The sequence below is a fragment of the Agrobacterium sp. SUL3 genome (assembly GCF_001263295.1).
Taxonomy (GTDB): domain Bacteria; phylum Pseudomonadota; class Alphaproteobacteria; order Rhizobiales; family Rhizobiaceae; genus Agrobacterium; species Agrobacterium tomkonis.
In genome coordinates this window covers 1-21,338 of sequence record NZ_KQ414502.1, presented here as the reverse complement: position 1 = coordinate 21,338, position 21,338 = coordinate 1, and the positions used below count along the sequence as shown (strand labels likewise).

Below are 21,338 nucleotides of genomic sequence, written 5' to 3'. Positions count from 1 at the left end.
CCGCAGCCCCGTTTTTGATAGCGATCGTCCGTAACCCCGTGTTACGGACGATTTTCTTTACGCCCGTTCATTGCTGTTGACGGATATCAGCGATTTCCAATATGGGAGCCTGACCATCTTCCAGAAAACGCTTTCATCAGCGTATCCGGTCCAGGTGGAAGCGTCGGACGGGCTCACGATATTTGTTTTTTGCGCATTTTCCGGACGTAAAACCGCTAAGCACTTTTGACGGAAATGCTCCATGGCCCCTCGCGATCTCGCCGCCTATATTTTTCTCGCGCTCGCATGGGGAATGTCTTTCCTGCTGCTTCTGCATGTCGTTGCGGCCTTCGGCTGGATCGGTGCCGTCACGCTTCGCTCGCTTGTCACCGCCGCCACCCTCTTTCTCATCGCGCGAGCCGCGCGCCGCAAACTCGCATTTTCCGCCAGCTGGCGTGCCTTCACCGTTGTTGGAGCGACAACGGTTGCCGGGCAGCTGATCGGCCTTTCTTATGCGACACCGCTGGTCGGCACCGCCATGGCTGCCATTCTGGTGGCGACAATCCCGCTTTTTTCCATGCTCATCTCGCAAATATGGGGGCTTGAGCGGCTGACGCGACAGGGTGTCGCCGGCCTTGTCATCGGCTTTGCCGGCATCATCCTGCTCGTTGGTTTTCCCGCTGTTCCCGTCACAACCGGTTTCATCATCGGCTGCGCCGCCGCTGTCGCCGCCTGCATCTGCGCCGCCTATGGCAGCAATTATGCCAGCCGCTACCTGAAAGGCGTTGGCTCCTGGGAAATCACCATCGGCTCCTTTCTGGCGGGCGGCCTGATGACCCTGCCGCTTCTTCTGGCCGTGCCATTGCCCGGAACGCCGGTTCTCATCGATTACGGCTACCTTTTGATACAGGCGGTGGTCATGAGCGGCCTGACCTACATCACCTATTTCCGGCTGGTCTCCAGAATCGGCGCGACGAAGACCATCAGCGTTGAATTTGCCGTAACCGTCGTGGCAGTTCTTATCGGCGCTCTGGTACTGGACGAGCCATTGTCGCTTCCCCAGCTTTTGGGCGCGGGCATCATCATTTTGGGCTGCGCGCTCGTGCTCGACCTTTTGCCCAAGAAAAAAGCGCCGCCCACGCCATCCGGTGCATGAAGAGTTTATTAGCGTTTTCCACTAATAGTCGTGGCGGCTACCGCTGATCACGCGTGATCGCGTTTGCGACGCGAGGGGAAAATGCAACCGGGCAAGTCAGATTATGAGCATTATTGGGATCCCTTGCGGGCTCTCCTCATGCTGCTCGGCATTCCCTATCACGCCTCCCTGCTCTACAGCCACGCCCTGCCCTGGGATATCAAGGATTTTGAGACCAGCCCGGTCCTGACGGCACTTGGCGCGGCGCTCGTCACCTTCCGCATGCCGGCGTTTTTTCTGGTGGCCGGTTATTTTTCCGCCATGGTCATCGGCAAGAAGGGCAAAGCGCCGTGGCTCAGGCAGCGTTTCCTGCGCCTTGGGCTGCCGTTCATCGTGGCCGTGCTGATACTGGGACCGCTGCAACTTTTCCTGCTGCAGCTGGCTGGCATCGCCAAGGGTGATATCCCCGCCGATCGGCTGATGCAGAGCCTGCCGGGTCTGTTGCGCCCAAGCGAACAATGGATCATGCATCTGTGGTTTCTGCCCGCCCTCGTTGCCTATTCCGCCCTGCTTGCCGGCCTGTTGTTCCTCGCGGAACGCCCGCCACTGGCATATGCCAGAGACTGGTTCGGCAGGGCGCGGGCAGGTTATCCGACCCTGTTTTTTGTCGCGCTCTGCGCCTTGCCTGTTCTGTGGGAGCTGATGGTCTATGGCTCAGGCCTGCTTGCGGGGAAAACCGGAAATAGCCTGTTTAGCCTCTACGAACGGGCCTCCGATCCCTACGCGCGCTATCTACCGTTCTTTCTCATCGGGGCGCTGTTGAACCGCGACCGGGTTCTCTTTCACCGCTTTCGCCAAACGGGGGCCCTCACCGGTATTATCGCCTTCGGCGCCATCGCAACAGCCGTGACGCTGCGGCTGCAAAATCCCTTTTCCAGTTCGACCATGCTCGTGCTGGTTTCGGCGATTGCGGCGGTGGCGGCAAGCCGCCTGCTGATTGACCTCGCCTGCCGTTATTTCGACAGGCCAAGCCGGATTGCCGGACGGATGACGGATGCCTCTTTCACCATCTACCTGTTTCATCACCCGCTGATTTACGCTTTCGGCACGCTTTTCATCCTGATCTCGCTGCCGCCCCTCCTCGAATTTACAATCATCGTCGCGGCGACGACCGCTACGGCCTATCTGCTGCATCAGGTGATACGCCGCAGTCCGCTTGCGCTTTTTCTTCTCAACGGCACCCGCAAGCCGCGGGCGGCAAACGACATCGGGACAGGCGCCGCCACCTCCCAAACCCTTCGTTAAGGATAAGGCGGTTACAATCCGGCTGCCTATTTAACTGGAAATGATGGCGTGTGGATCATGGCTATCCTCAACACGGCCGAAAAAGCCTTACCCGCAGGCCTGCGCGCGAAGCTCTCGCCGCTGGGAGCGAAAATCGCCGTCCTCGTTTCCGCACGCGATGATGTTTCCCGCGCTCAGCGCATGGCGCTGGTTGCCTTTGCGGTGCGCATCGTCAGCGCCGGCATCGCCTTCATCTCCCAGATCATCCTGGCGCGCCTGATGGGTGAGTTCGAATACGGCCTCTTCGCCTTTGTGTGGGTTCTGGTGATCCTGTTCGGCAATCTCTCCTGCCTCGGTTTCCACACCACCGTTATCCGCTTTTTACCTGGCTATCGTCTTGAGGACGCCCATGACAAGATCATGGGGCTGACCTCAACGGCACGCATTTTCGCCATGCTTTCGGCCAGCACGCTGGCGCTTTGCGGCTTTGTTTTCCTGTATTTCTTTGGTGAGCGTATCGCCGCCTATTACCTCATTCCCGTTGCACTGGCGCTTTTCACCCTGCCGATGGTGGCGCTTGGTGATGTGCTGAACGGCACTGCGCGCGCCAATGGCTGGGCGATCTCGGCCCTCAGCCCCACCTATATCGTTCGCCCGGTGCTGATATTGCTGTTCATGCTGGTGGCGATCGGGCTTGGTGCAGAAAAAACTGCGACAACGGCCATGCTCACCGCGCTTCTCGCCACCTATGTCACCACGCTGTTCCATTTCGCTTTCCTCAACCGACGGCTCAACCGGAATTTCCGCAGCGCCGCCCGGCGGATCCATTTCAGCCACTGGATGCGGTTTGCCTTTCCCGTGTTCCTGATTGACGGTATCGGCTTCCTGATGACCAATTCCGACGTGGTGATCGTCGGCCTCTATCTGCCGCCGGATCAGGTCGGCATTTATTTCGCAGCGGCAAAAACCATCGTGTTGATGCAATTCGTGTTTTTCTCCGTGCAGGCGGCTGCAGCCCCACGCCTGGCTGCCCTGATTTCCGCCAATGACCGGCAGGGGCTTGCGGGTTTTGCCAGCCAGGCGGCACGCTGGGCCTTCTGGCCGTCGCTTGCCGTCGGCAGCGTTGTGCTTCTGGCCGGCCCATTCCTGCTGTCATTGTTCGGCCCCGGCTTCGTTCAGGGTTATCAGCTGATGTTCTTCCTCTTTGCGGGCTTCCTGGCAAAAGCGCTGATCGGCCCGGGCGAAACCTTGCTGAATATGGCCGGCAAACAAAAATTGTGCGTCGCGCTTTATATTATTATCTTTGGTTGCAACATTGCACTCAACATGGCGCTCATTCCGGTCTATGGTCTGGCAGGGGCTGCGGCAGCGGTCGCAATAGCCATGTGCATAGAAGCTGTGCTATTGCATATTGCCATTCGCCACACACTCGGGATCGTCCTTTTTGCCTTCAACGATCCCCGGGCGGGTCAAGACACTGGGAAGGCGGTGTAACGATAAGCATGTCCAGCGACCCAAAGAATCCGGATTTTCAGGACCCGCGCATCGCGGCGCTCATGGCGTCGGCGGAGCGTGACCGTCCCGTGGCAGACAGCAGCCGGCGCGTTGGGCGCGACGGCCGCGAATTCTGCATCTATCCGGGCCAGCTCGGTTACGACATGCAGGAAGAACTCGACTTCCTGTCCAACCGTGTCATGGAAGCGAATGTCTTCTTCACCGGCCGGCTTCTGGCACCGGCCATGCCGCGTATCGACGACAAGTCCGTGCGCTTCGCCCTCATTCGCGACGAAAACGGCGCCCGAAGCCGCATGCGCTTTCTGATGCCCTTTACCGTTGAAAAGCCCGGTTTCTCCATCGGGCCTTCCATTCTGCGCGTCTGGGCCAATCCCTTCGGCCCGCTCGGCACGCCGTTGGTCGATACCGAGGGGGCTGCGGAAACGCTCGACAATCTTTTCGACGCGCTTTCCGACCGGGAAATGCGGCTGCCGAATGTTCTCGTGCTGCCGGATGTGCGGCTTGAAGGACCTTTCGCCCGCATGTTCAGGGCGATCGCCCTCAGCCGCAACCTGCCGGTGACGACGACTGGCAATTATCAGCGGCCGATGCTGGAAAGCCTTCTGGATGGCGAAGCCTATCTGCGCAGCTCGCTCGCGCCGCACCATTTGCGGGAAATGCGCCGGCAATGGCGACAGCTCGAAAAACTTGGGGCCATCTCCTACACTGTGACCCGCCAGCCGAAGGACGTACGATATCGTATGGAGGAATTCCTGGCGCTGGAGGCAAGCGGCTGGAAAGGGCGCAAACGCACCGCGCTGGTGAACGACCGTTACCGCGCCGCCTTCGCCCGCGAAGCGATCACCAATCTGGCCGAAGCCGATGCCGTGCGCATCCACACCATCGATCTCGACGGCGCGGCGATCGCATCCATGATCGTTTTCATGACGGCTGGCGAGGCCTATACGTGGAAGACAGCCTTTGACGAGAACTATGCGCAGTTTTCGCCCGGCAAGTTGCTGGTGCAGAAACTGACTGACTGGCATCTGGACGATGCCAATATTCTGCGAAGCGACAGCTGTGCGGTGCCCGATCATCCGATCATGAGCCGCTTCTGGCAGGAACGGCAGGAAATGGGCACATTGGTTGTCGGGTTGACACACAACAGCGACCGGGACGTGCGGCAGGTTTCCACGCAGGTGGATATGTACCGCAACACCCGCAACCTCGCCCGCAGCCTGCGCCAGAAAATCCTCTCCTTCGGACGCAAGGGTAATTAATCGCGAAGGACGCCGGGACGTCCTTCGGATTACCGTCGTGGCAAGACTTGCGTCAGCGTGACGCCGTTCTGATCATCTTGCACAATTGCGTCAACGCCGCATCATATCCGCCGCCCAGAATATCGGCACAACGGCGGGCGAGCCTGATCCGCTCGGTTCGCGACATATCGTTATAGGCCTGGATGGCGTTGCGCATCGCGCCGGGTGACATCGTGCCCGGGTTACCGGGATTGGACGGATTTCCCGGGATTCCAGGATTCCCTGGATTTCCCGGCGTGCCGGTGGAACCCGAACCGCCGATACCGACGCCGACCCCAAGGCCAAGACCGCTCGATCCGCCGACATTGGCCCCGACATTGGCATTGATGCCGTTGGAGCCGCCAACCGAAGCGTCCACACCGGCGCTGACGCCGCTGGAACCGCCGACGGATGCGTTGACATCCGCATTGACCCCGTTGCTGCCGCCGACAGACGCATTGACATCCGCGCCCAAACCGCCGCTGCTTCTACCGCCAACGTCGGCACTGGCATTGACACCATTGCTGCCGCCAACGGAAGCATCGACACCGAGCCCACCGCTGCCATTGCCGCCGACACTGGCATTCACCCCGTTTTCGCCGCCGATCCCGATATCCAGCGCATGCGCGTTGATGGGTAAGATGAGACAGGCAGACAGTAATAAATTGCGAGAAAGCGCCCTCATAATTTCCTCCCTATGAGTTCTGGCTATTCCCGCCCCGCGTGGAAATTCCACACTGGCATCATAATTCAATTAGTAATTGCGTATATTCTAATTTGTTAGAGGTATCTAATATTACGTTAATCCTGCAACTGCAGGTGTGTCGATACGGGACCCACGAACCCTCACCATCCCTTCACTACCGGGCCAGAACAGCCAGGCAATAGCCGCCATAAACACGCGCAAATAAGAAGGATAAATCAGCTTTGGGGTTGCACGCATGGCCCCGGCCGTGATAGACGCCGTGGCATTACCACCGTTGCCCCAATGGCGGAATTGGTAGACGCGCCGCACTCAAAAAGTGGTTTGTCTACCAATCCACAGAAAAACACGATGAATTGAAAACGTCGTGTTTTCAGGGGTTTGAGAAGGAAGGAAAAGTGGCTGGCGATATTCGGTTTTCGCTCTAGGTGCAGTATAGGTGCAGAGAGCGTCGGCTAGAATCGGCGGCAAATGTGCGGGTGTGGTGGAACTGGTAGACGCGCCGGATTCAAAATCCGGTTCCGAAAGGAGTGTCGGTTCGATTCCGACCACCCGCACCATTCTTAAATCAGGTCAAACTCAGCAGGCTATCGCGGCGGACCGGCGGCGGTGGGTCGTTCGCGTTCGACGGAGACCTGCCGGGTATCAATCGTGCGATATGAGCCCCGCGAGAAGCGGCGCGTAGGCGGCGAGCCTGCGGGATACGAACTCAGTGAAGAGCCGCACGCGCTTCGTCTTGCGCGTCTCCCCCTGTGTGAGAAGCCAGAGCGTCCCGTGCATGGGCAGGTCGGTGCCCGGCACTCTCACCAATAGAGCGTCGGCATCGCCGACGAAGCACGGCAGTTTCGTCATCCCGATCCCTTGCTGCGCGGCTACGATCTGCGTCTCGGCGTCCGGCGTCCTGAACGGAACTCCCGTGGTGTGAACCTCTCCCTCGCGCGCCCAGACCGGGAGTCCATGATTGTCTATGACGATCCACCGCATGGGATCCGGCGCGCCCGCACGCCACGCGGCTAGTCGATCGCGAGACATGTAGACGCCGCTGAACAGCTCTGGTCCCTTCAGGCCGTGAAGATTGAGCGGCAGGGTCTTGCGGTCGGCGACAATCCGGATCGCGACGTCGGCCTCTCGGTTGGTCAGGTTTGCAAGCTCGCCGGACGACGAGATCTCCATCTCGATGTCAGGATGCATACGCGCGAAGTCGGCGAGATCCGGCATGAGCAGGTGTGTGGCGACGAACGGTGGAAGCGTCACCCGCAAAAGCCCGCGCGCGCTCTGGTCACGACCGAAGACGCGCGTCTCCAGCCGGTTCGACGACGCTTCCATCTGCTCCGCGAGTTCGAGGACCTCCTCGCCCGCTTCCGTCAACCGGTAGCCCGAAGGCAGCTTTTCGAACATCTGCGCCCCCAGGCGTCCCTCAAGCTGGGCGATGCGTCGCAACACCGTCGCGTGGTTCACCCCCAGGTGCTTGGCGGCGGCGCGCACTGAGCCTCCGCGCGCGGCGGCAAGAAAGTAGCGAACGTCATCCCAGTCGATCATGGTGCATTTCCGCGCCGCGTGGCGCGGCTTCCGAAGTTCATTCTAACACAGTAAGCTAGAGGGCGCGCGATCGTCGTGGCGCTTTATGGGCTAGCCGGATCGTTTTCGCACCACCGATGTGCGCGATTCCGCACTCACCGCCTACCTCCGGCGAACCCATGTTGTGGGTCTGGGGGAACCTCCCCGCACAGCCATAGACCCGACACGGCGAAACGAAGGATGCATGACATGAACAGACTGAATGGAAAGACCGCCGTGATCACCGGCGGCGCTACTGGCATCGGCCGCGCCGCAGCGAAGCGCTTCATCGAGGAAGGCGCCTTCGTCTTCCTATTCGGCCGCCGGCAGGAAGCGCTCGACGCCGCTGTAGCCGAGCTTGGGCCCAATGCCCGCGCGGTGGCGGGCTCGGTCTCCGATGAGGCCGACCTCGACCGGCTCTACGCGGCGGTCAAGGCCGAGCGCGGAATCCTCGACATCGTCTTCGCCAATGCCGGGGTGGGCAGCCAGCTTAAGCTCGGCGCGATTACCGCCAAGCACATTGACGAAACCTTCGACGTCAATGTGAAGGGTACGATCTTCACGGTCCAGAAGGCGTTGCCGCTGATGGGCGAAGGCGGCTCGATCATCCTGACCGGATCGAGCGCCGGCACCACGGGCGCCCCGGCGTTCACCGCCTACAGCGCAAGCAAGGCGGCCGTGCGCAACCTAGCCCGGACCTGGGCAGAGGATCTCAAGGGCACCGGCATCCGGGTAAACGTCCTGTCGCCCGGGGCCATTGCGACCGAACTCGCGACCGAGGCGCTCGGTAAGGACGGCCTGAAGGCCTACGGCTCAATGACTGCGTTTCAGCGCATGGGCGCTCCGGCAGAACTAGGGGCGGCGGCAGCCTTCCTCGCATCGTCGGACAGCAGCTTCATGACCGCCAGCGAGGTCGCCGTCGACGGCGGCCTGGCCCAACTCTGAGGAGGAAAATAAAATGACACAATCACTAAAGGGCAAAACAGCTCTCGTTACCGGGGCATCACGGGGCATTGGCCGCGCCATCGCCGAACGTCTTGCAAAGGACGGTGCGACGGTCGCGCTGAACTACAACGCCAGCAAATCCGGCGCAGACGAGGCGGTCGTGGCCATCCAGAAAGCTGGAGGGACTGCGTTCGCGATCCAGGCGGACCTCGTTGACCCGGCGACCGTCCCGGCCTTGTTCGAGAGACTCGACGACGAGTTCACCAAGCGGAACGGAAGCAAGGCCCTCGACATTCTGGTCAACAACGCTGGCAATGCCGGCTGGGTCGGCTTCAACGACGCGACGCCGGACAGTTGGGACACTCTGATTGCGGTCTACGCCCGGGCGCCCTTCTTCATCGTTCAGGCCGCCCTGAGTCGTCTCGCCGATGGCGGACGCATCATCAACATCTCTTCCGCCGCCGCCACGAAGCCGGTGACAGCCGCGCCGATCTACTCGATGGCCAAAGCGGCCATCAACAATCTGACCCATGCGCTCGCGTCCGAGCTGGGACCGCGCGGAATAACCGCGAACGCCGTCGCGCCGGGATTCACGCGGACAGACGCGAATGCTGCCTTCCGAGAAAATCCCGAACTCGTAAAGGCAATCGAGGCCCAAATCGCGCTGGGACGCTTCGGCGAGCCTTCGGAAATCGCCGCCGTCGTGGCGTTCCTGGCGTCCGATGACGGCCATTGGGTAACCGGCCAGACGATCGAGGCGAGCGGCGGCTACAGGCTCTGACAGCACCGAAAATCAAAGGAGAATGATATGAACTACGCAATCATCGGCTTCGGCGAGATCGGCCAAACCCTCGCCAAGGCGTTTGCTCGCAAGGGCATCGCCGTATCCGTGGCCACCACGCGCGACCCGCAAAGCTTCGCGTCGGCAGCGACGGCGATCGGACCCGGGATCACCCCCACGACGCTCGCGGAGGCGGTCAAGGCGGACGTATCTTTTTGGCCGTTCGTTTCCAGTCGCACCCGGATGTCGCGAAAGCGCTCCCCTCCTGGCAGGGGAAGATCATCGTCGACGTGACCAATGCCTACGGCGTGCCTGATGAGGAACTGGGCGGACAGCCGTCCGCAAGGGTCGTCGCGCGGGCCTTCACTGGAGCAAAAGTGGTCAAGGGCTTCAACCATCTGGTTGCGGCCGTCCTCGACCAGTCCCCGGCCGTACATGGTGGCAGAAGAGTCGTATTCCTGGCGAGCGACGACGACAATGCTGCATCGCAAATCGGTACGCTCGCGGAAAATCTCGGCTTCGCACCGATCAAGCTTGGCGGGCTTTCGGAAGGCGGGCTGCTCGTCCAGGCGCACGGAAATAGCTGGGGTCATCTGATCTTCAAGGACCTGGTCAAGTTCGGCTGACGAACAGGACGTACCCACCGGCAGGGGCACGATGCACGGATCGGATCGAGCGCGATGCGGTCCGTGCGAAATGGAGAAATTCCCATGAGCATTGAGAAGAACGTTCAGACCGTGAAGGACTTCTTCGCCGCGATCGGCCGCGGCGACAGGAAGGCACTGCTGGCACTAGTCGCCGAAGACATCGAGTGGATCATCCCGGGCGAAGACTGGCCGCTGGCCGGCATACACCGCGGACATGCGGGGCTGGCGGATTTGCTTGAGACCTCATCCAAGTCGATAGAAACGTCCACAGAACCGCGAGAGTTCGTGGCGCAGGGAGATCGAGTCCTGGTCGTCGGTTTCGCCAGGGGGAAGATCAAGGCCACGAACAGAACGTTCGAGGATGACTGGATCTTCGCCATCACGGTCCGAAACGGCAGGCTGACCAGCATCCGGGAATATGTCGATACGCAGGCACTGGCTCGGGCCGCGCAGGTGGACGCGTCCGGGCCGGCATAGCGCTGACCATCTGCGGCCATCGCATCGGAACATACGGTGGATCAGCCTTGCATCGCCTCTCGCACCCCGCGCGCCCTCGTCGACTGCTCAAACGTAAAGGAGAGCCCGATGTACGACCAATCCAAGCTATCCGAATTAATCCGGTTCGCACGCGTCGATGCGGGCTGCACCGTCATCGACGTTTACCCAGGCGACGGCGACTGGACCCGCCTCTTCTCCGACGTCGTGGGACCCGAAGGACGGGTCTACAGCTTCGTGCCGGCCGAAGTCGCCCACTTCAAGAACGATCCGGTCGGCAGCATGCGGACGCTTGCGAAGGAGCCGGGCCGAGAGAACGTCGAGGCCGTCTCGGCGGACCTCGTGGCGATGCCGAAGGCCACGCAGCCCGCGGATGTCCTGTGGCTGCACCTGTTTTACCACGATCTCCACACCGCGCTGATCCAGGACAAGGGCGCGACGGCGGCCAACTTCAATCGAGCCGTCTACGAGCGGCTTAAGCCGGGTGGGTCCTACGTCATCGTCGACCACGCCGCCGCCGCTGGGTCGGGCACGAGCGACGCCCAGTCGCTGCATCGGATCGATCCCGCGTCCGTCCGCGAGGAGGTCGAGGCGGCCGGCTTCGTGCTGGACGCGGTAAGCACCATACTCGCGAACGAGGACGATCCGCACTCGATCAAGGTGTTCGATCCCTCGATCAAGGGCAAAACCGATCGCTTCGCCTATCGGTTCGTGAAGCCCTGACAGGCCCCGGCTCCGACTTCATGTCGATCTCCCCGACAGTCGGCTTCGCTTCAGGGAGCGCCAGTTCCGAAAAGTGCCGTCGGATATGATCCAGCTTGGGATCGATGTAGCGGCGGCAGAAGGGCCTGCTCGGGTCGGTTCGATAGTAGTTCTGGTAACGCTCGTCCGACGCCCTGAAACCTTTAAACGGGAGGACCAGGGTGTGCACCGGCTTGCCCGACGCGTCGGTGAAGCGGTCGATCGCCAGTTCGGCCTCCGGCCGCTGGCTCTCTTCAAAGATGTAGATCGCGCTGCGGTACTTGCTGCGAGGTGAGCGGGCCCTGGCAGCGGAATGCGTTCTGAGATGCACCTCGGACAGCGTCGCCAACGGAACAACCGATGGATCGAAGGTGACGATCACCCCTTCTGACCAGGTATCTGCCGGCGCGTCCGACTGGACAAAGCCCTGGTCGACCTGGGCGACGCCGCGCAACGCCTGGAACACTCCTTCTGTGCACCAATGGCATCCCCCTCCAAAGCCGGCCTTCGCCATCATCACCTCCCACGCCCAGACGTCATTCCTGACGTAGGTTTGCCCTGCGCAGTGCTAGCGGCTGATTTCGAAGAGGAACCACGCACGGCGCTCAGCCTCGTCCGTCCAGGCATCGATAAGGCCGGACGTCGCATTATCCTTCGCCTTGTCCGCGACGTCCTTTGCGCGGCGAAATGACTCGACCATGTGGAGATTGTCGGCGCGGAGCTCGCCCAGCATGTCCTGCGGCGTCACGAACTCAGCATCATTGTCCTTGATGGTCTGGTGGCGCGCGATATCGCCGATCGATCGAATAGTGGTGTTACCCGTCTTTCGCGCGCGCTCGGCGATCGCATCGGTGGCGGCGAGGATCTCTGCGGCCTGCTCATCAAGAAGCAGATGATAGTCCCTGAAGTAGGGTCCGGAGACGTGCCAGTGGAAATTTTTTGTCTACAGGTAGATCGCGAAGCTGTTCGCGAGAATAATCTTCAGAGCGTCGGCGACAGTCATCGCTGCGCATTCGTCAAGATCAGAAGGTGTCGGAAGGGTGGCGGAATTGTTATTCGTCATCGCTTAGACTTTCTCAATCTGGCTTACACGGGAGCCAGCACCGATTTCCCCACGGATGGCGATGCATAGAAGATGAATTCATCGCCAGACGAAGTCCAATGACCAGCGGCTATAGTTTCGATACCTTTGAGCGACCTGCGCAGTCGTAGGGAGCGGGCGTCGCACGCGGACCGGTCGGCCGGGACCGCCACCTGCCCGTCAGGGGGCCGGTCTGAAATCCAGCACGAACGCCACGACCTTTTCGGCGGACATCTCGCACGGCTTCAGCAAGGTTTTGTCTGACGTAACGCGGTAGAGGTTGAAGCTGACAATGTCGGTCCCGGCCAACTCCCTGGCGAACAGGCTGTTGCGGCGCCCATCCCCGGATCGCCGGACAGTCAGGCCGAAACGCCGGCCTTCGTAGGCGCCTTCGCTGTATCCCTCCGCAAGCTTGGCGAAAGCGGCATCGAACCCGGCATGCTCCATCTCAATCCACCCGTCTTGATCCGGCAGAGACGCAAGGATTCGACGCTGTTGGCGCCGAACGGCCCGGGGCAGTGTCCTTCAGCCGAGCCGTTTCGGGATGGGCGGAAGATTTTAGATGCCGGCGCTTGCACAGGGCCATCAGCGAAGCCGCCGCCTGACCGGTCTGCTATGCAACGTCCACGCCCTTCCAGAAAGCGACGTGATCCCGAATGCCCTCGGCTTCCGGCGTCGGATCGGGATAGGTCCAGGCCGCGTTCGCGTTGAGCGCATCGCCCACACGAACATGGAAGTAGCGCGCGGTGCCCTTGATCGGACAGACGGACGTGTGCGGGCTCATCTCAAGCAGGCCAAAATCGACCGCCGACGGTGGGAAGTAGTGGTTTCCCTCGACGACGACCGTCTCGTTGCTTGTGGCGATGGTGGCGTCATTCCAGATAGCTGAGACCAACGGACTCTCCTTTCCCGTTCAAAAACCGGCGCGGGGTCATGGGGTGTCTGCCCGGGCCGCGCCCCCTCAGTTGGCGCGCGGCGTGCGCCCGAGGAGTTTGTCGAGTTCGCCTCTGACATCGAGCTCGAAAAGCTCGTCGGAGCCACCGACATGCGTGCCGTTGATGAAGATCTGCGGCACGGTGTTTCGACCCGACGCTTCCGTCATGGCCTGCCGGTGAACCGGATCCGCCTCGATATCGAGTTCCTTCCATTGCACGCCCTTCTCCTTGAGGAGCGTCTTCGCCCGGCGGCAGAACGGGCACCAATTCGTGCTGTACAGCAGCACATCAGTTGTCATATCGCGTCTCCGACAGTTGGAAGCGGATCGCTGTCATGGCGTTGATCTACCGTCAGCCGCGTTCGAGGAGGGCGACTGTGCCTTGACCGCCGTCGGCGCAGATGCTGACGATTGCGCGCGATCCGGGCGGCATGGCCCAAAGTTCCTTCACCGCCTGGCTGAGGTCGCGCGCGCCTGTAGCGCCGAACGGATGGCCCAGGGCGACCGAGCCTCCATTGGGATTGACGCGGTCCCAGTCGAAATCGCCCATAGCCGCCTGGACACCGGCTGTCGCGCGCACCCACTCCCGATCGGTGATGGCCGCGACGTTCGCCAGGACCTGGGCTGCGAAGGCTTCGTGGATTTCCCAGAGTGCGATGTCGGAGAAGCTGAGTTGATGCCGCGCGAGCAGGCGCGGAATGCCATAGGAGGGCGCCATCAGCAGGCCCTCGGTGTGGAGATCGACGGCAGAGATCTCGTAGTCGACGAGCCGGGCGTAGGGGGTGCCCTCCGGGAGTCTCGCCACACCGGCTTCGGTGGCAATCCAACACCCGGCGGCTCCATCCGTAATCGGTGAGCTGTTGCCAGCGGTCAGGGTTCCCCTCCCGCTGTCGCGATCGAAGGCGGGCTTGAGTGCGGCCAGCCGTTCGGGCGACGTATCGGCGCGCGGGTTCGCATCGCGCGCCAGCTCTGGCAGCGAAATCACGAGATCGTCGAAGAAGCCACGTTCCCAACCAGCGACTGCCCGCTGGTGGCTCTTGAGCGCCCAATCATCCTGCGCCTCGCGCGAGACTCGCCAAGCCTTAGCGGTCTCTTCCATATGATCACCCATCGTCCTGCCGGTGATCCGATTGGCCCAGCCCTTCGTGGGAAGCACGTAGTCGCGTGGGGTAAGAGACTGGAGGGCGGCAAGCGCGGCCATCGCATCCTGCGCAAAGAGGTCGGTGAGCCGCTTCGATGCCTCGGCCGTCAGGGCGATTGACGGGCGGCTCATGACTTCGGACCCGCCGACCATCGTGAGGTCCGTTCCTCCGCCCAGCATCCCTGCCGCGGCGAAGGTCGCCGTCATGCTGGTAGAGCATGCTAGGACGACGGAAAATGCCGGAACACTCGGAGTTAGCTTGGCGTCAAGCCAGGTTTCGCGAGCAATGTTGCTCCAGCCCAGGTTTGGGATCACGGTTCCCCAGACGAGGAGATCAGGCTCCGCCTGCGCCGCCATCGCCTGCACGACAGGCACGGACAGAGAGATGGCATCGTAGGCAGCCAACGCGCCTCCACCGCGGCCGAAAGGCGTCCGAAGGCCGGCGGCAACGAAGACGGGTTCGGCAAAGCGGCTCATGATGATCTCCAAAATTAATCCGTGGGCTGCACGTCCACGATCGGCGGGACGCGAAGTAGCTTGCGCCGCTAGCCGCCGTAGCGCTCGGTTTTGACAATGGAGGGGTCTAGGCCGGCCAGCAGCGCGCCCTCGGTCGCGATGTTGACGAATCCGTTGGACCCGCAAACAAAGACTTGTGTGGGCTTTCGGGGAAGCCGAGCCAGGATTTCCTGGACCATCGCGCCGTCGATCCGTCGCGCAAAGTCCGATGGGCGGATCGGTTTCTCTCGCGTAATTGCCAGCGCCAGGACGAATGCCGGATCGCTGACTTCGATGGAATGAAGCTCTTTTGAGAAGAGAACGTCCTCAGCGGTTCGTGCGGACAGGAGCAGCGCTGTCGGCACGACCTGGGCCAGCGCGCGGCGCTGCCGGATCATTGCCATCAACGGCACGAGGCCCGAGCCTGCCCCGATCAGCAGCACTGGGTCTATGGCAGGTTCAGGCCATAGGAAATGGCCGCCGAGCGGACCACGAAGCTCGATTTCGTCGCCGATCGCTGCGACATCGTGAAAGAACGGCGAAACTTCGCCATCCGGCAGGCGCTCGATAGCGAGTTCGACGGTCGGAGACGAGATTGCCGAAGACGCGATCGAGTAACTGCGCATCGCACTGTAGCCATCGGGCGCGGTCAGCCGGACATCGACGTGCTGCCCTGCGATGTGCGCGAACGGTTTGCTCAACCGCAGGAAGAAGCTCTTGATACTCGGGGTTTGATGAACGATTTCATCGATTACGCATGGCTGCCACGCGATTTGCGCGCCGTTTTCAGTCATTGGTGTATCGTTGCTCGCGCCACGGATCGCCGTAGATGTGATAGCCGCGCAGCTCCCAAAATCCGGCCTCGTCACGCGTTGTGAATTGCAGCGCGTTCACCCATTTGGCGGACTTCCAGAAGTAAAGGTGCGGAACCAGAAGACGCGCCGGCCCTCCATGATCGCGGGGAAGCGGTTTGCCCGCATAGTTGAGGGCGACCATCGCTTTCCCGGAGAGAAGATCCGCCAGCGGGACGTTTGTCGAGTAATTATCGTAGCAGTGCGCCAAAACGAAATCGGTGGGCCGATCGAGCCCTGCATCTACAAGGATGTCTTCTACGAGTACGCCCTCCCACGCGGTATCCAGCTTGGACCAGGACGTGACGCAGTGAATGTCTCGGGTCATCTTGGTCTTGGGTAGGGCGTTGAACTCGCTCCAGTTCCACACTTTGACGGGCTTCGGACCGATCTTGACGGTGAATTTCCAATCGGAGGGCTCCACGCTCGGCGTTGGCCCGGCCGTCAGAACAGGGAAATTCTCCACGAGATGCTGACCTGGCGGAATCCGATCGGACTGGTCGCCGCCTGAACCGCGGCCGGTGAAACCTCTGGTGACCATAGCGAAACCTCCTTGCTTGTCACGACAGACCAGAACCGGATTCAGCTCGGAACTCTGTAAAAAAGACCTTTGCACGCACAACCGCCGAACGAGCCAATTCACTCAAACTCAGATACCGGATGCTCTATTAGCATAGAAAAGTGTTGGATCATTTTGAGTCGTGGTTATTGCGTGTAGACTATAGCGTCAGGCCGGCATGATTTCCCAATACCCTGTGGCTATAATTTTGATAGCCTTACAGCGGCACTACAGGCGCATCTCCGTTGGCGGATTTCGACCGGACGCCGTGGCTTGCCAGCGGTAGTGTGAGCTCGGGGGCGAGATCGCCCCTGCCAATGCTACCGCTGAGAGGTCGAATCCTCAACCGCTTGGGCGCTTATCGCCTCAATCCGGATCTCACCCGCCGAGCCGCAATAAACCGCTACTATCGATAATCTTCTGAATCCGGCTCAGAGGTATGGAAACTATGTCGTGCCGCTATTGGATATGTTGCGCCCATACCGTCATAGTCTGACCACGCGAAATCTTTAAATCCTGAGTATAGTTCGAAATAATTTTCGGTCTGATCGATCAAGACTTCAGGATACAGAAAGCTGGAGACACTGATGAAAGCCGTTGGTTACAAGGTTCCCCCGATGCGGCGCTGGGTCATCCTGATTGCCACCCATCTCGCGATGCTCGCCATGGGCTTCGCGGGCGGTGTCTACACGCTGCCGATCCTGACCGCTCCCCAGGCCCCGGACGCGGCGGCCTTGCGGACCATCTCAGCCGAGACGCTCTACGCAGGGCGTCTGGCCCGCGATCTCAAAGGCAGCGACCTGCTTCACTGGGGGGAAGGCGAGATCCGGGTCTCGCGCGACCGTATCGCCCATATCGGGCGCCTCGCCCCTGGTCCCGACTACAAGCTCTACCTCGCACCACGTTTCGTCGACACGAAGGAGGCCTTTCTCCTGATCAAGGACAGATCAGTCCGCGTGGGCGACGTGAAGACGTTCAACGGCTTCATCGTCGAGGTGCCTGCCGGCATCGATGTCCGCGACTACAACACGGTCGTCATCTGGTGCGAAGCATTCGACCAGTTCATCAGTGCGGCAGAGTATCAACCCTCACGTCAGGCCCGAGAATGAGCCCGGCGATGGATACCATGAGGTCGGCGGGCAAGCGCGGCCTCGTTCTCGCGCCGGTGGCGGCGCTGCTGCTGAGCGTCGCCGCTCTGCTGCTGGGCAATGGCCTGCTGAGCACGCTCCTGATCGTGAGAGCCGGCCATGAGGGGTTCTCGACCGGCGCGATCAGCGCGATGATGTCCTTCTACTTCGCGGGTTTCACGATCGGCGCGCTCGTGTTGCCACCGATCATCGTCTCCGTGGGACATGTCAGAACCTTCGCCGGCTTCGCGGCGATTGCCTCGATGACCGCCCTTCTCCATGTGGCGTTCGTGGAGCCGATCGCCTGGATGCCGCTTCGCCTGATTACCGGCTTCGCCTACGCGGGCATGATCCTCGCAACGGAGAGTTGGCTCAACGCCCACGCATTGCCATCCACGCGCGGGCAGCTCCTGTCGATATTCGGAGTTGTCTCTATGGGCTCATGGGCAATCGGGCAGGCGTTACTCAAAATCCAGTTCCGAGAGGAGTGCCGGTTCGACCCCGGCCACCCGCACCACGGAATGTTCGATCCCGGCCATTGGCCGCTTTTGACTCGTTTCGGACCTTCAGCATGTCAGCTTCGCGTCCGCACGATAAGCCGCAGTGCCCGGGAGCTTTCAGTCTTTTCTGGAGGAGTGCGCATTGCCCATCGGCCATATCCAGGTGTCCAAGTCGGATGGCACGCAAACGCTGAAGCGGCAGCGCGACGCGGTGTTCGCGACCAACCTTTCCGGTCGATAACGTCCTGATCATTTGCCGAGTTTGCAGATTAACCGCGAACCACCTGCTCAAGACCAGCCCCGGCGAGCCGGGCGGCGGCGAGCAGGCGATCGAGATCGTGCCCGTTGCGAGCGCTGGCGGACAGGCCGGCCATGACGGTGCTCATATAGTCGGTCACGCGCTCGGCCTGATCGGGATGGCGCGCGGCGACGAAGCGATGGATCGCCCCCTCCGCCGCCGCAAGGAACGTTCCGGCCGCCTCGCGTGCCTCGCGGTCGGTGCAGCGCACCCCCTCGATAACGAGGCATCCCGCCGCGTCCGGATCGGCGGCATAGCGCCGCGCCGCCGCTTCCAGCACCGCGACGAGGCATTCCGCGACCGGGAGATCGGCTTTCAGCAGATCGAACAGCGGGATCGCGCCGGTGCCGGCATAGCGATCGAGAATGCGGCTGTAGAGCTCGGCCTTGCTGCCGAAGGCGGCATAAAAGCTCGGCGGGTTTATCCCGATCGCCTGGGTCAGGTGCGCGATGCTGACGGAATCGTAGCCACGCGAATGGAACAGCCGCTGGGCGGTCGCGACCGCTTCGTCCGGGTCGAACAGGCGCGGTCTGCCTCGTGCACGGCGTATTTTTGTTTGAGCCACTACAAATACCTTGACGAATGTTTCGAACCGTTTATGTAGCGGGTCGTAAGTTATTGATCAAGGAGAGTCCGATGGGTGCGTTTGAGGCGAAATCCGTTCTCGTGCTGGGTGGCAGTCGGGGGATCGGCGCGGCGATCGTTCGGCGTTTTGTGGCCGATGGCGCGAATGTGACCTTTACCTATTCCGGCTCGCGTGACGCGGCCCACGCGCTGGCGGCCGAAACGGGCAGCACTGCTGTCGAGACGGACAGCGCGGATCGCGACGCGGTGATCGCGCGCGTGAAGGACAGTGGCGCGCTCGACGTGCTGGTCGTCAATGCCGGAATCGGTGTTTTCGGCGATGCGCTGGAGCAGGATCCGGACGCAATCGACCGGCTGTTCCGGATCAATATCCACGCGCCCTATCATGCCTCGGTCGAGGCCGCGCGCCAGATGCCCCAGGGCGGCCGGATCATCGTCATCGGATCGGTGAACGGCGACCGGATGCCCGTTCCCGGCATGTCCTCCTACGCGCTCAGCAAGTCTGCGCTGCAAGGGATGGAGCGCGGGCTGGCACGCGACTTCGGGTCCCGCGGGATCACGATTAACGTGGTGCAGCCCGGCCCGATCGACACCGACGCCAATCCGGCGGACGGACCCATGAAGGAGCTGCTGCACGGCTTCATGGCGATCAAGCGCCACGGCCGGCCGGAGGAAGTCGCGGGCATGGTGGCGTGGCTCGCCGGCCAGGAGGCGGGGTTCGTTACGGGCGCCATGCACACCATCGACGGCGCGTTCGGTGCCTGATCCGGCGGCGCGAACGCCGATGACCACCATCGGCATCATCGGCGCAGGCGAGGTCGGCAGCCAGATTGCCCGCGCCGCCATCGCCAACGGCTATCGGGTGGTCATCGCCAACTCGCGCGGGCCCGAAACCCTGGCCGGGCTGGTCGCGGAGCTCGGGCCGTCTGCCCGCGCCGCGACCGCTGCCGGTGCGGCGGAGGCGGGAGAGTTCGTCGTGATCGCGGTCCCGCTCAAGCTGGTCAACGACATGCCCGTGGCGCAACTGGCGAACAAGATCGTGCTCGACACCAACAACTATATGCCGTGGCGCGACGGGCGCTATGCCCTCGTCGATACCGGCGCGAAGACCGAGCACGAACTGCGGCAGGACCAGCTGCCAACGTCCAAGGTCGCGAAGGCGTTCACGCATATCCAGGCGCCGCGCCTGTTGCTGTCGGCGCGGCCCGCTGGCACGCCGGGGCGGCACGCGCTGTCGGTGTCGAGCGACTATCCCGAAGCGGTGGCGCTGGTCACGCGACTGTACGACCAGTTCGGCTTCGACACGGCGGACAACAGCCCGCTTAGCGAGTCCTGGCGTAGCGGTCCGGGTCAGCCCGCATGGCACGCGCACGACCATCAAACGCGTCCCGAGCTGGTTGCTAACCTTGCCAAGGCGACACCGCTCCCACCGAGATAGGGCAGGCGGCCTCTGCCCGACCACAGCGCCCTATGCCTACGAGGTCTTCGCCGTTCTCGCCCTCGCCGGGCATCACGTTCATGTCGGTCTGCGCCTGCCGCGGTCAGTATCGCCGAGAGGCCAGCAGCGATCCGCGATCACGCCGACAAGGCCTACGGTGTTCGACTGAAAACCGGGGTCTGTGTGAAGAGCGGAATATCGCCTTTCAACCAAGTCGGTAATGACCGCTGCTGGCGCAGAGGCGACCGCTAGCGATTGAAGCGCGGCTCGCCATCGACAGATTGCAGCCGCACCATCCTAGTCCGTGATGCACCTAGCCAGAGGCTTCGGAGAAGACAGCTTGGTCTAGTGCAATGAGCGCTTCGCTAAGCCTGCTCTCCACCATAATGATATCAAGGTCGAGGTGATGTGCGATCTCAGCGTATGAAAGCCCTGAAATCCTGTTGAGTAAGAAAACGTCCCTCATAGGCTCGGGCAGAGCGGTGACGGCGGTAAGGAGTTTGCGCTGGTCGCAATTGATCGCCTCCTGCGGTGCCTGGAATTCCACTTCTGCCTGCGACAATCGCTGTCTCGTAAAGGGTGTCCGAAAGTTTCGTCTCCGCATGTTCACATCTCCCGCGTTGTGAATTTGCGGGCGTTCGCTATCGACCGCGGTCTGCTCACCCCTGAAATTGTCTCGGTCGACAGCCTCGCTGGTTCCCTAACGCCGATCATCTGCCCCGTCTGTCGTAGGGATCTTCACGAGTTGGTCCCGGGAACTGTTTAATCCGTCGATCCACCTGTCACACGCGTCGTTGACGAGGTCGGACAAATACTCGACCTGCTCGATCATCCAAGCAGCTTCGCTGGCAGCGACCCGATAGTGCCGGTTATATCTGGACTTGTTATAGGCAGCACGAAGCAGCTCAAAGCACCTGCGATCTTCTTTGGTCTCAGTCGGCCACACGACGCGAAGCTGCTCACTCGCAGACTCGGCAAGCTTCCGCAGGTCGACGATGTTATGGGTGTGTGGGGTGCGCCCTAGGAGCACCAACAAGGCGATATTGTAGAGTCGTTCGGTGGCTTGATGCAGGTCGAACGCGGCCTTCCGGAACCAGCCATTCGCGGCAGACAGCTTCGCTGATCCGAGGAACTCGGCAACAAGCGCGAAGCCTTCCGCTCGGTGGCGGTCGGCCTGTGCAACTACATCGAGCTGTGATTAAGCATGGAATAAGGACCCCGCAAATGGGGTGATCGGCATCCAAACGGGACCCCCATCTGTGATGGGGCT

The 21,338-nt window shown here is 61.5% G+C and carries 23 protein-coding genes, 1 tRNA gene and 3 pseudogenes; 14 read left to right on the top strand and 13 right to left on the bottom strand.

Annotated elements, in window-relative coordinates; all coding sequences use genetic code 11:
* The first annotated feature begins 241 nt into the window (after positions 1-241).
* The 4 genes from AKG12_RS11255 to AKG12_RS11240 all read left to right on the top strand — a co-directional run bounded on the left by AKG12_RS11255 (position 242) and on the right by AKG12_RS11240 (position 5,172).
* A complete protein-coding gene (locus AKG12_RS11255) occupies positions 242-1,135 on the top strand; it encodes a DMT family transporter (protein ID WP_052818863.1) in 894 nt (297 codons plus the stop codon).
* Positions 1,136-1,216: 81 nt separating this feature from the next.
* Positions 1,217-2,419 (top strand): glucans biosynthesis protein MdoC, encoded by a 1,203-nt coding sequence (mdoC, locus tag AKG12_RS11250; RefSeq protein WP_080842823.1) that lies wholly within the window; start codon positions 1,217-1,219, stop codon positions 2,417-2,419.
* 57 nt (positions 2,420-2,476) lie between these two features.
* Positions 2,477-3,892: a Wzx-type polysaccharide biosynthesis protein UppV gene (uppV, locus tag AKG12_RS11245; RefSeq protein ID WP_052818862.1), complete on the top strand. Its 1,416-nt coding sequence runs from the start codon at positions 2,477-2,479 to the stop codon at positions 3,890-3,892.
* Between the two features lie 8 nt (positions 3,893-3,900).
* Entirely contained in the window at positions 3,901-5,172 is a 1,272-nt protein-coding gene (locus AKG12_RS11240; RefSeq protein ID WP_046801862.1) for a GNAT family N-acetyltransferase, read from the top strand.
* A 52-nt stretch (positions 5,173-5,224) separates the two neighbouring features.
* Here AKG12_RS11240 and uppQ read toward each other — a convergent pair whose 3' ends face one another.
* On the bottom strand, positions 5,225-5,875 hold the full coding sequence (gene uppQ, locus AKG12_RS11235) for a polysaccharide biosynthesis GNAT family N-acetyltransferase UppQ (RefSeq protein ID WP_052818861.1): 651 nt from the start codon (positions 5,873-5,875) through the stop codon (positions 5,225-5,227).
* A 493-nt stretch (positions 5,876-6,368) separates the two neighbouring features.
* Here uppQ and AKG12_RS11230 point away from each other — a divergent pair.
* Positions 6,369-6,453, top strand: a tRNA-Leu gene (locus AKG12_RS11230).
* Between the two features lie 85 nt (positions 6,454-6,538).
* Here AKG12_RS11230 and AKG12_RS11225 read toward each other — a convergent pair.
* Entirely contained in the window at positions 6,539-7,432 is an 894-nt protein-coding gene (locus AKG12_RS11225) for a LysR family transcriptional regulator (RefSeq protein ID WP_052818860.1), read from the bottom strand.
* 228 nt (positions 7,433-7,660) lie between these two features.
* Here AKG12_RS11225 and AKG12_RS11220 point away from each other — a divergent pair, with 228 nt between their 5' ends.
* From AKG12_RS11220 to AKG12_RS11200, 5 genes and pseudogenes are all read left to right on the top strand, one after another.
* Complete coding sequence (locus AKG12_RS11220; RefSeq protein ID WP_052819068.1) at positions 7,661-8,395, top strand: SDR family NAD(P)-dependent oxidoreductase; 735 nt, start codon at positions 7,661-7,663, stop codon at positions 8,393-8,395.
* Positions 8,396-8,408: 13 nt separating this feature from the next.
* Positions 8,409-9,176: an SDR family NAD(P)-dependent oxidoreductase gene (locus tag AKG12_RS11215; RefSeq protein ID WP_052818859.1), complete on the top strand. Its 768-nt coding sequence runs from the start codon at positions 8,409-8,411 to the stop codon at positions 9,174-9,176.
* Between the two features lie 27 nt (positions 9,177-9,203).
* Positions 9,204-9,802: pseudogene (locus AKG12_RS11210) on the top strand (NADPH-dependent F420 reductase).
* 84 nt (positions 9,803-9,886) lie between these two features.
* A complete protein-coding gene (locus AKG12_RS11205; protein WP_052818858.1) occupies positions 9,887-10,300 on the top strand; it encodes a nuclear transport factor 2 family protein in 414 nt (137 codons plus the stop codon).
* A gap of 108 nt (positions 10,301-10,408) precedes the next feature.
* Positions 10,409-11,041 (top strand): class I SAM-dependent methyltransferase, encoded by a 633-nt coding sequence (locus AKG12_RS11200; RefSeq protein WP_052818857.1) that lies wholly within the window; start codon positions 10,409-10,411, stop codon positions 11,039-11,041.
* Here AKG12_RS11200 and AKG12_RS11195 read toward each other — a convergent pair.
* From AKG12_RS11195 to AKG12_RS11160, 8 genes and pseudogenes are all read right to left on the bottom strand, one after another.
* Positions 10,995-11,573: a peptide-methionine (S)-S-oxide reductase gene (locus tag AKG12_RS11195; RefSeq protein WP_218142126.1), complete on the bottom strand. Its 579-nt coding sequence runs from the start codon at positions 11,571-11,573 to the stop codon at positions 10,995-10,997. The genes AKG12_RS11200 and AKG12_RS11195 overlap by 47 nt on opposite strands.
* Before the next feature lie 54 nt (positions 11,574-11,627).
* Positions 11,628-12,122, bottom strand: a pseudogene (locus AKG12_RS11190) (Dps family protein).
* Between the two features lie 198 nt (positions 12,123-12,320).
* Positions 12,321-12,587, bottom strand: coding sequence for a hypothetical protein (locus tag AKG12_RS11185; protein WP_052818855.1), 267 nt, complete (start codon positions 12,585-12,587; stop codon positions 12,321-12,323).
* A 166-nt stretch (positions 12,588-12,753) separates the two neighbouring features.
* Positions 12,754-13,035 (bottom strand): DUF427 domain-containing protein, encoded by a 282-nt coding sequence (locus tag AKG12_RS11180; RefSeq protein WP_052818854.1) that lies wholly within the window; start codon positions 13,033-13,035, stop codon positions 12,754-12,756.
* A 66-nt stretch (positions 13,036-13,101) separates the two neighbouring features.
* Entirely contained in the window at positions 13,102-13,374 is a 273-nt protein-coding gene (grxC, locus tag AKG12_RS11175; protein WP_052818853.1) for a glutaredoxin 3, read from the bottom strand.
* Positions 13,375-13,426: 52 nt separating this feature from the next.
* A complete protein-coding gene (locus AKG12_RS11170) occupies positions 13,427-14,692 on the bottom strand; it encodes a thiolase family protein (protein ID WP_052818852.1) in 1,266 nt (421 codons plus the stop codon).
* A gap of 68 nt (positions 14,693-14,760) precedes the next feature.
* The gene (locus tag AKG12_RS11165) at positions 14,761-15,504 is read right to left on the bottom strand and encodes a ferredoxin reductase (protein ID WP_052818851.1); all 744 of its coding nucleotides are present in this window, start codon (positions 15,502-15,504) and stop codon (positions 14,761-14,763) included.
* Positions 15,497-16,102, bottom strand: a complete 606-nt coding sequence (locus AKG12_RS11160; protein WP_052818850.1) for a sulfite oxidase-like oxidoreductase — start codon at positions 16,100-16,102, stop codon at positions 15,497-15,499. Before AKG12_RS11160 ends, AKG12_RS11165 begins: the two co-directional genes overlap by 8 nt.
* 605 nt (positions 16,103-16,707) lie before the next feature.
* Here AKG12_RS11160 and AKG12_RS11155 point away from each other — a divergent pair.
* Together AKG12_RS11155 and AKG12_RS31005 are read left to right on the top strand one after the other, a co-directional pair.
* Positions 16,708-17,229, top strand: coding sequence for a DM13 domain-containing protein (locus tag AKG12_RS11155; RefSeq protein ID WP_350639735.1), 522 nt, complete (start codon positions 16,708-16,710; stop codon positions 17,227-17,229).
* 8 nt (positions 17,230-17,237) lie between these two features.
* Entirely contained in the window at positions 17,238-17,996 is a 759-nt protein-coding gene (locus AKG12_RS31005; protein ID WP_245327302.1) for an MFS transporter, read from the top strand.
* Positions 17,997-18,016: 20 nt separating this feature from the next.
* Here AKG12_RS31005 and AKG12_RS11145 read toward each other — a convergent pair whose 3' ends face one another.
* Positions 18,017-18,610 (bottom strand): TetR/AcrR family transcriptional regulator, encoded by a 594-nt coding sequence (locus AKG12_RS11145; RefSeq protein ID WP_052818849.1) that lies wholly within the window; start codon positions 18,608-18,610, stop codon positions 18,017-18,019.
* Between the two features lie 71 nt (positions 18,611-18,681).
* Here AKG12_RS11145 and bdcA point away from each other — a divergent pair, with 71 nt between their 5' ends.
* Both bdcA and AKG12_RS11135 read left to right on the top strand, forming a co-directional pair.
* A complete protein-coding gene (gene bdcA, locus AKG12_RS11140) occupies positions 18,682-19,395 on the top strand; it encodes an SDR family oxidoreductase (protein WP_052818848.1) in 714 nt (237 codons plus the stop codon).
* 19 nt (positions 19,396-19,414) lie between these two features.
* Entirely contained in the window at positions 19,415-20,068 is a 654-nt protein-coding gene (locus AKG12_RS11135) for an NADPH-dependent F420 reductase (protein ID WP_052818847.1), read from the top strand.
* A 313-nt stretch (positions 20,069-20,381) separates the two neighbouring features.
* Here AKG12_RS11135 and AKG12_RS11130 read toward each other — a convergent pair whose 3' ends face one another.
* Together AKG12_RS11130 and AKG12_RS31280 are read right to left on the bottom strand one after the other, a co-directional pair.
* On the bottom strand, positions 20,382-20,630 hold the full coding sequence (locus AKG12_RS11130; protein WP_197283317.1) for an RNA polymerase sigma factor: 249 nt from the start codon (positions 20,628-20,630) through the stop codon (positions 20,382-20,384).
* Positions 20,631-20,768: 138 nt separating this feature from the next.
* Positions 20,769-21,191, bottom strand: a pseudogene (locus tag AKG12_RS31280) (HEPN domain-containing protein); the annotation flags it as partial.
* Between the last annotated feature and the right edge of the window lie 147 nt (positions 21,192-21,338).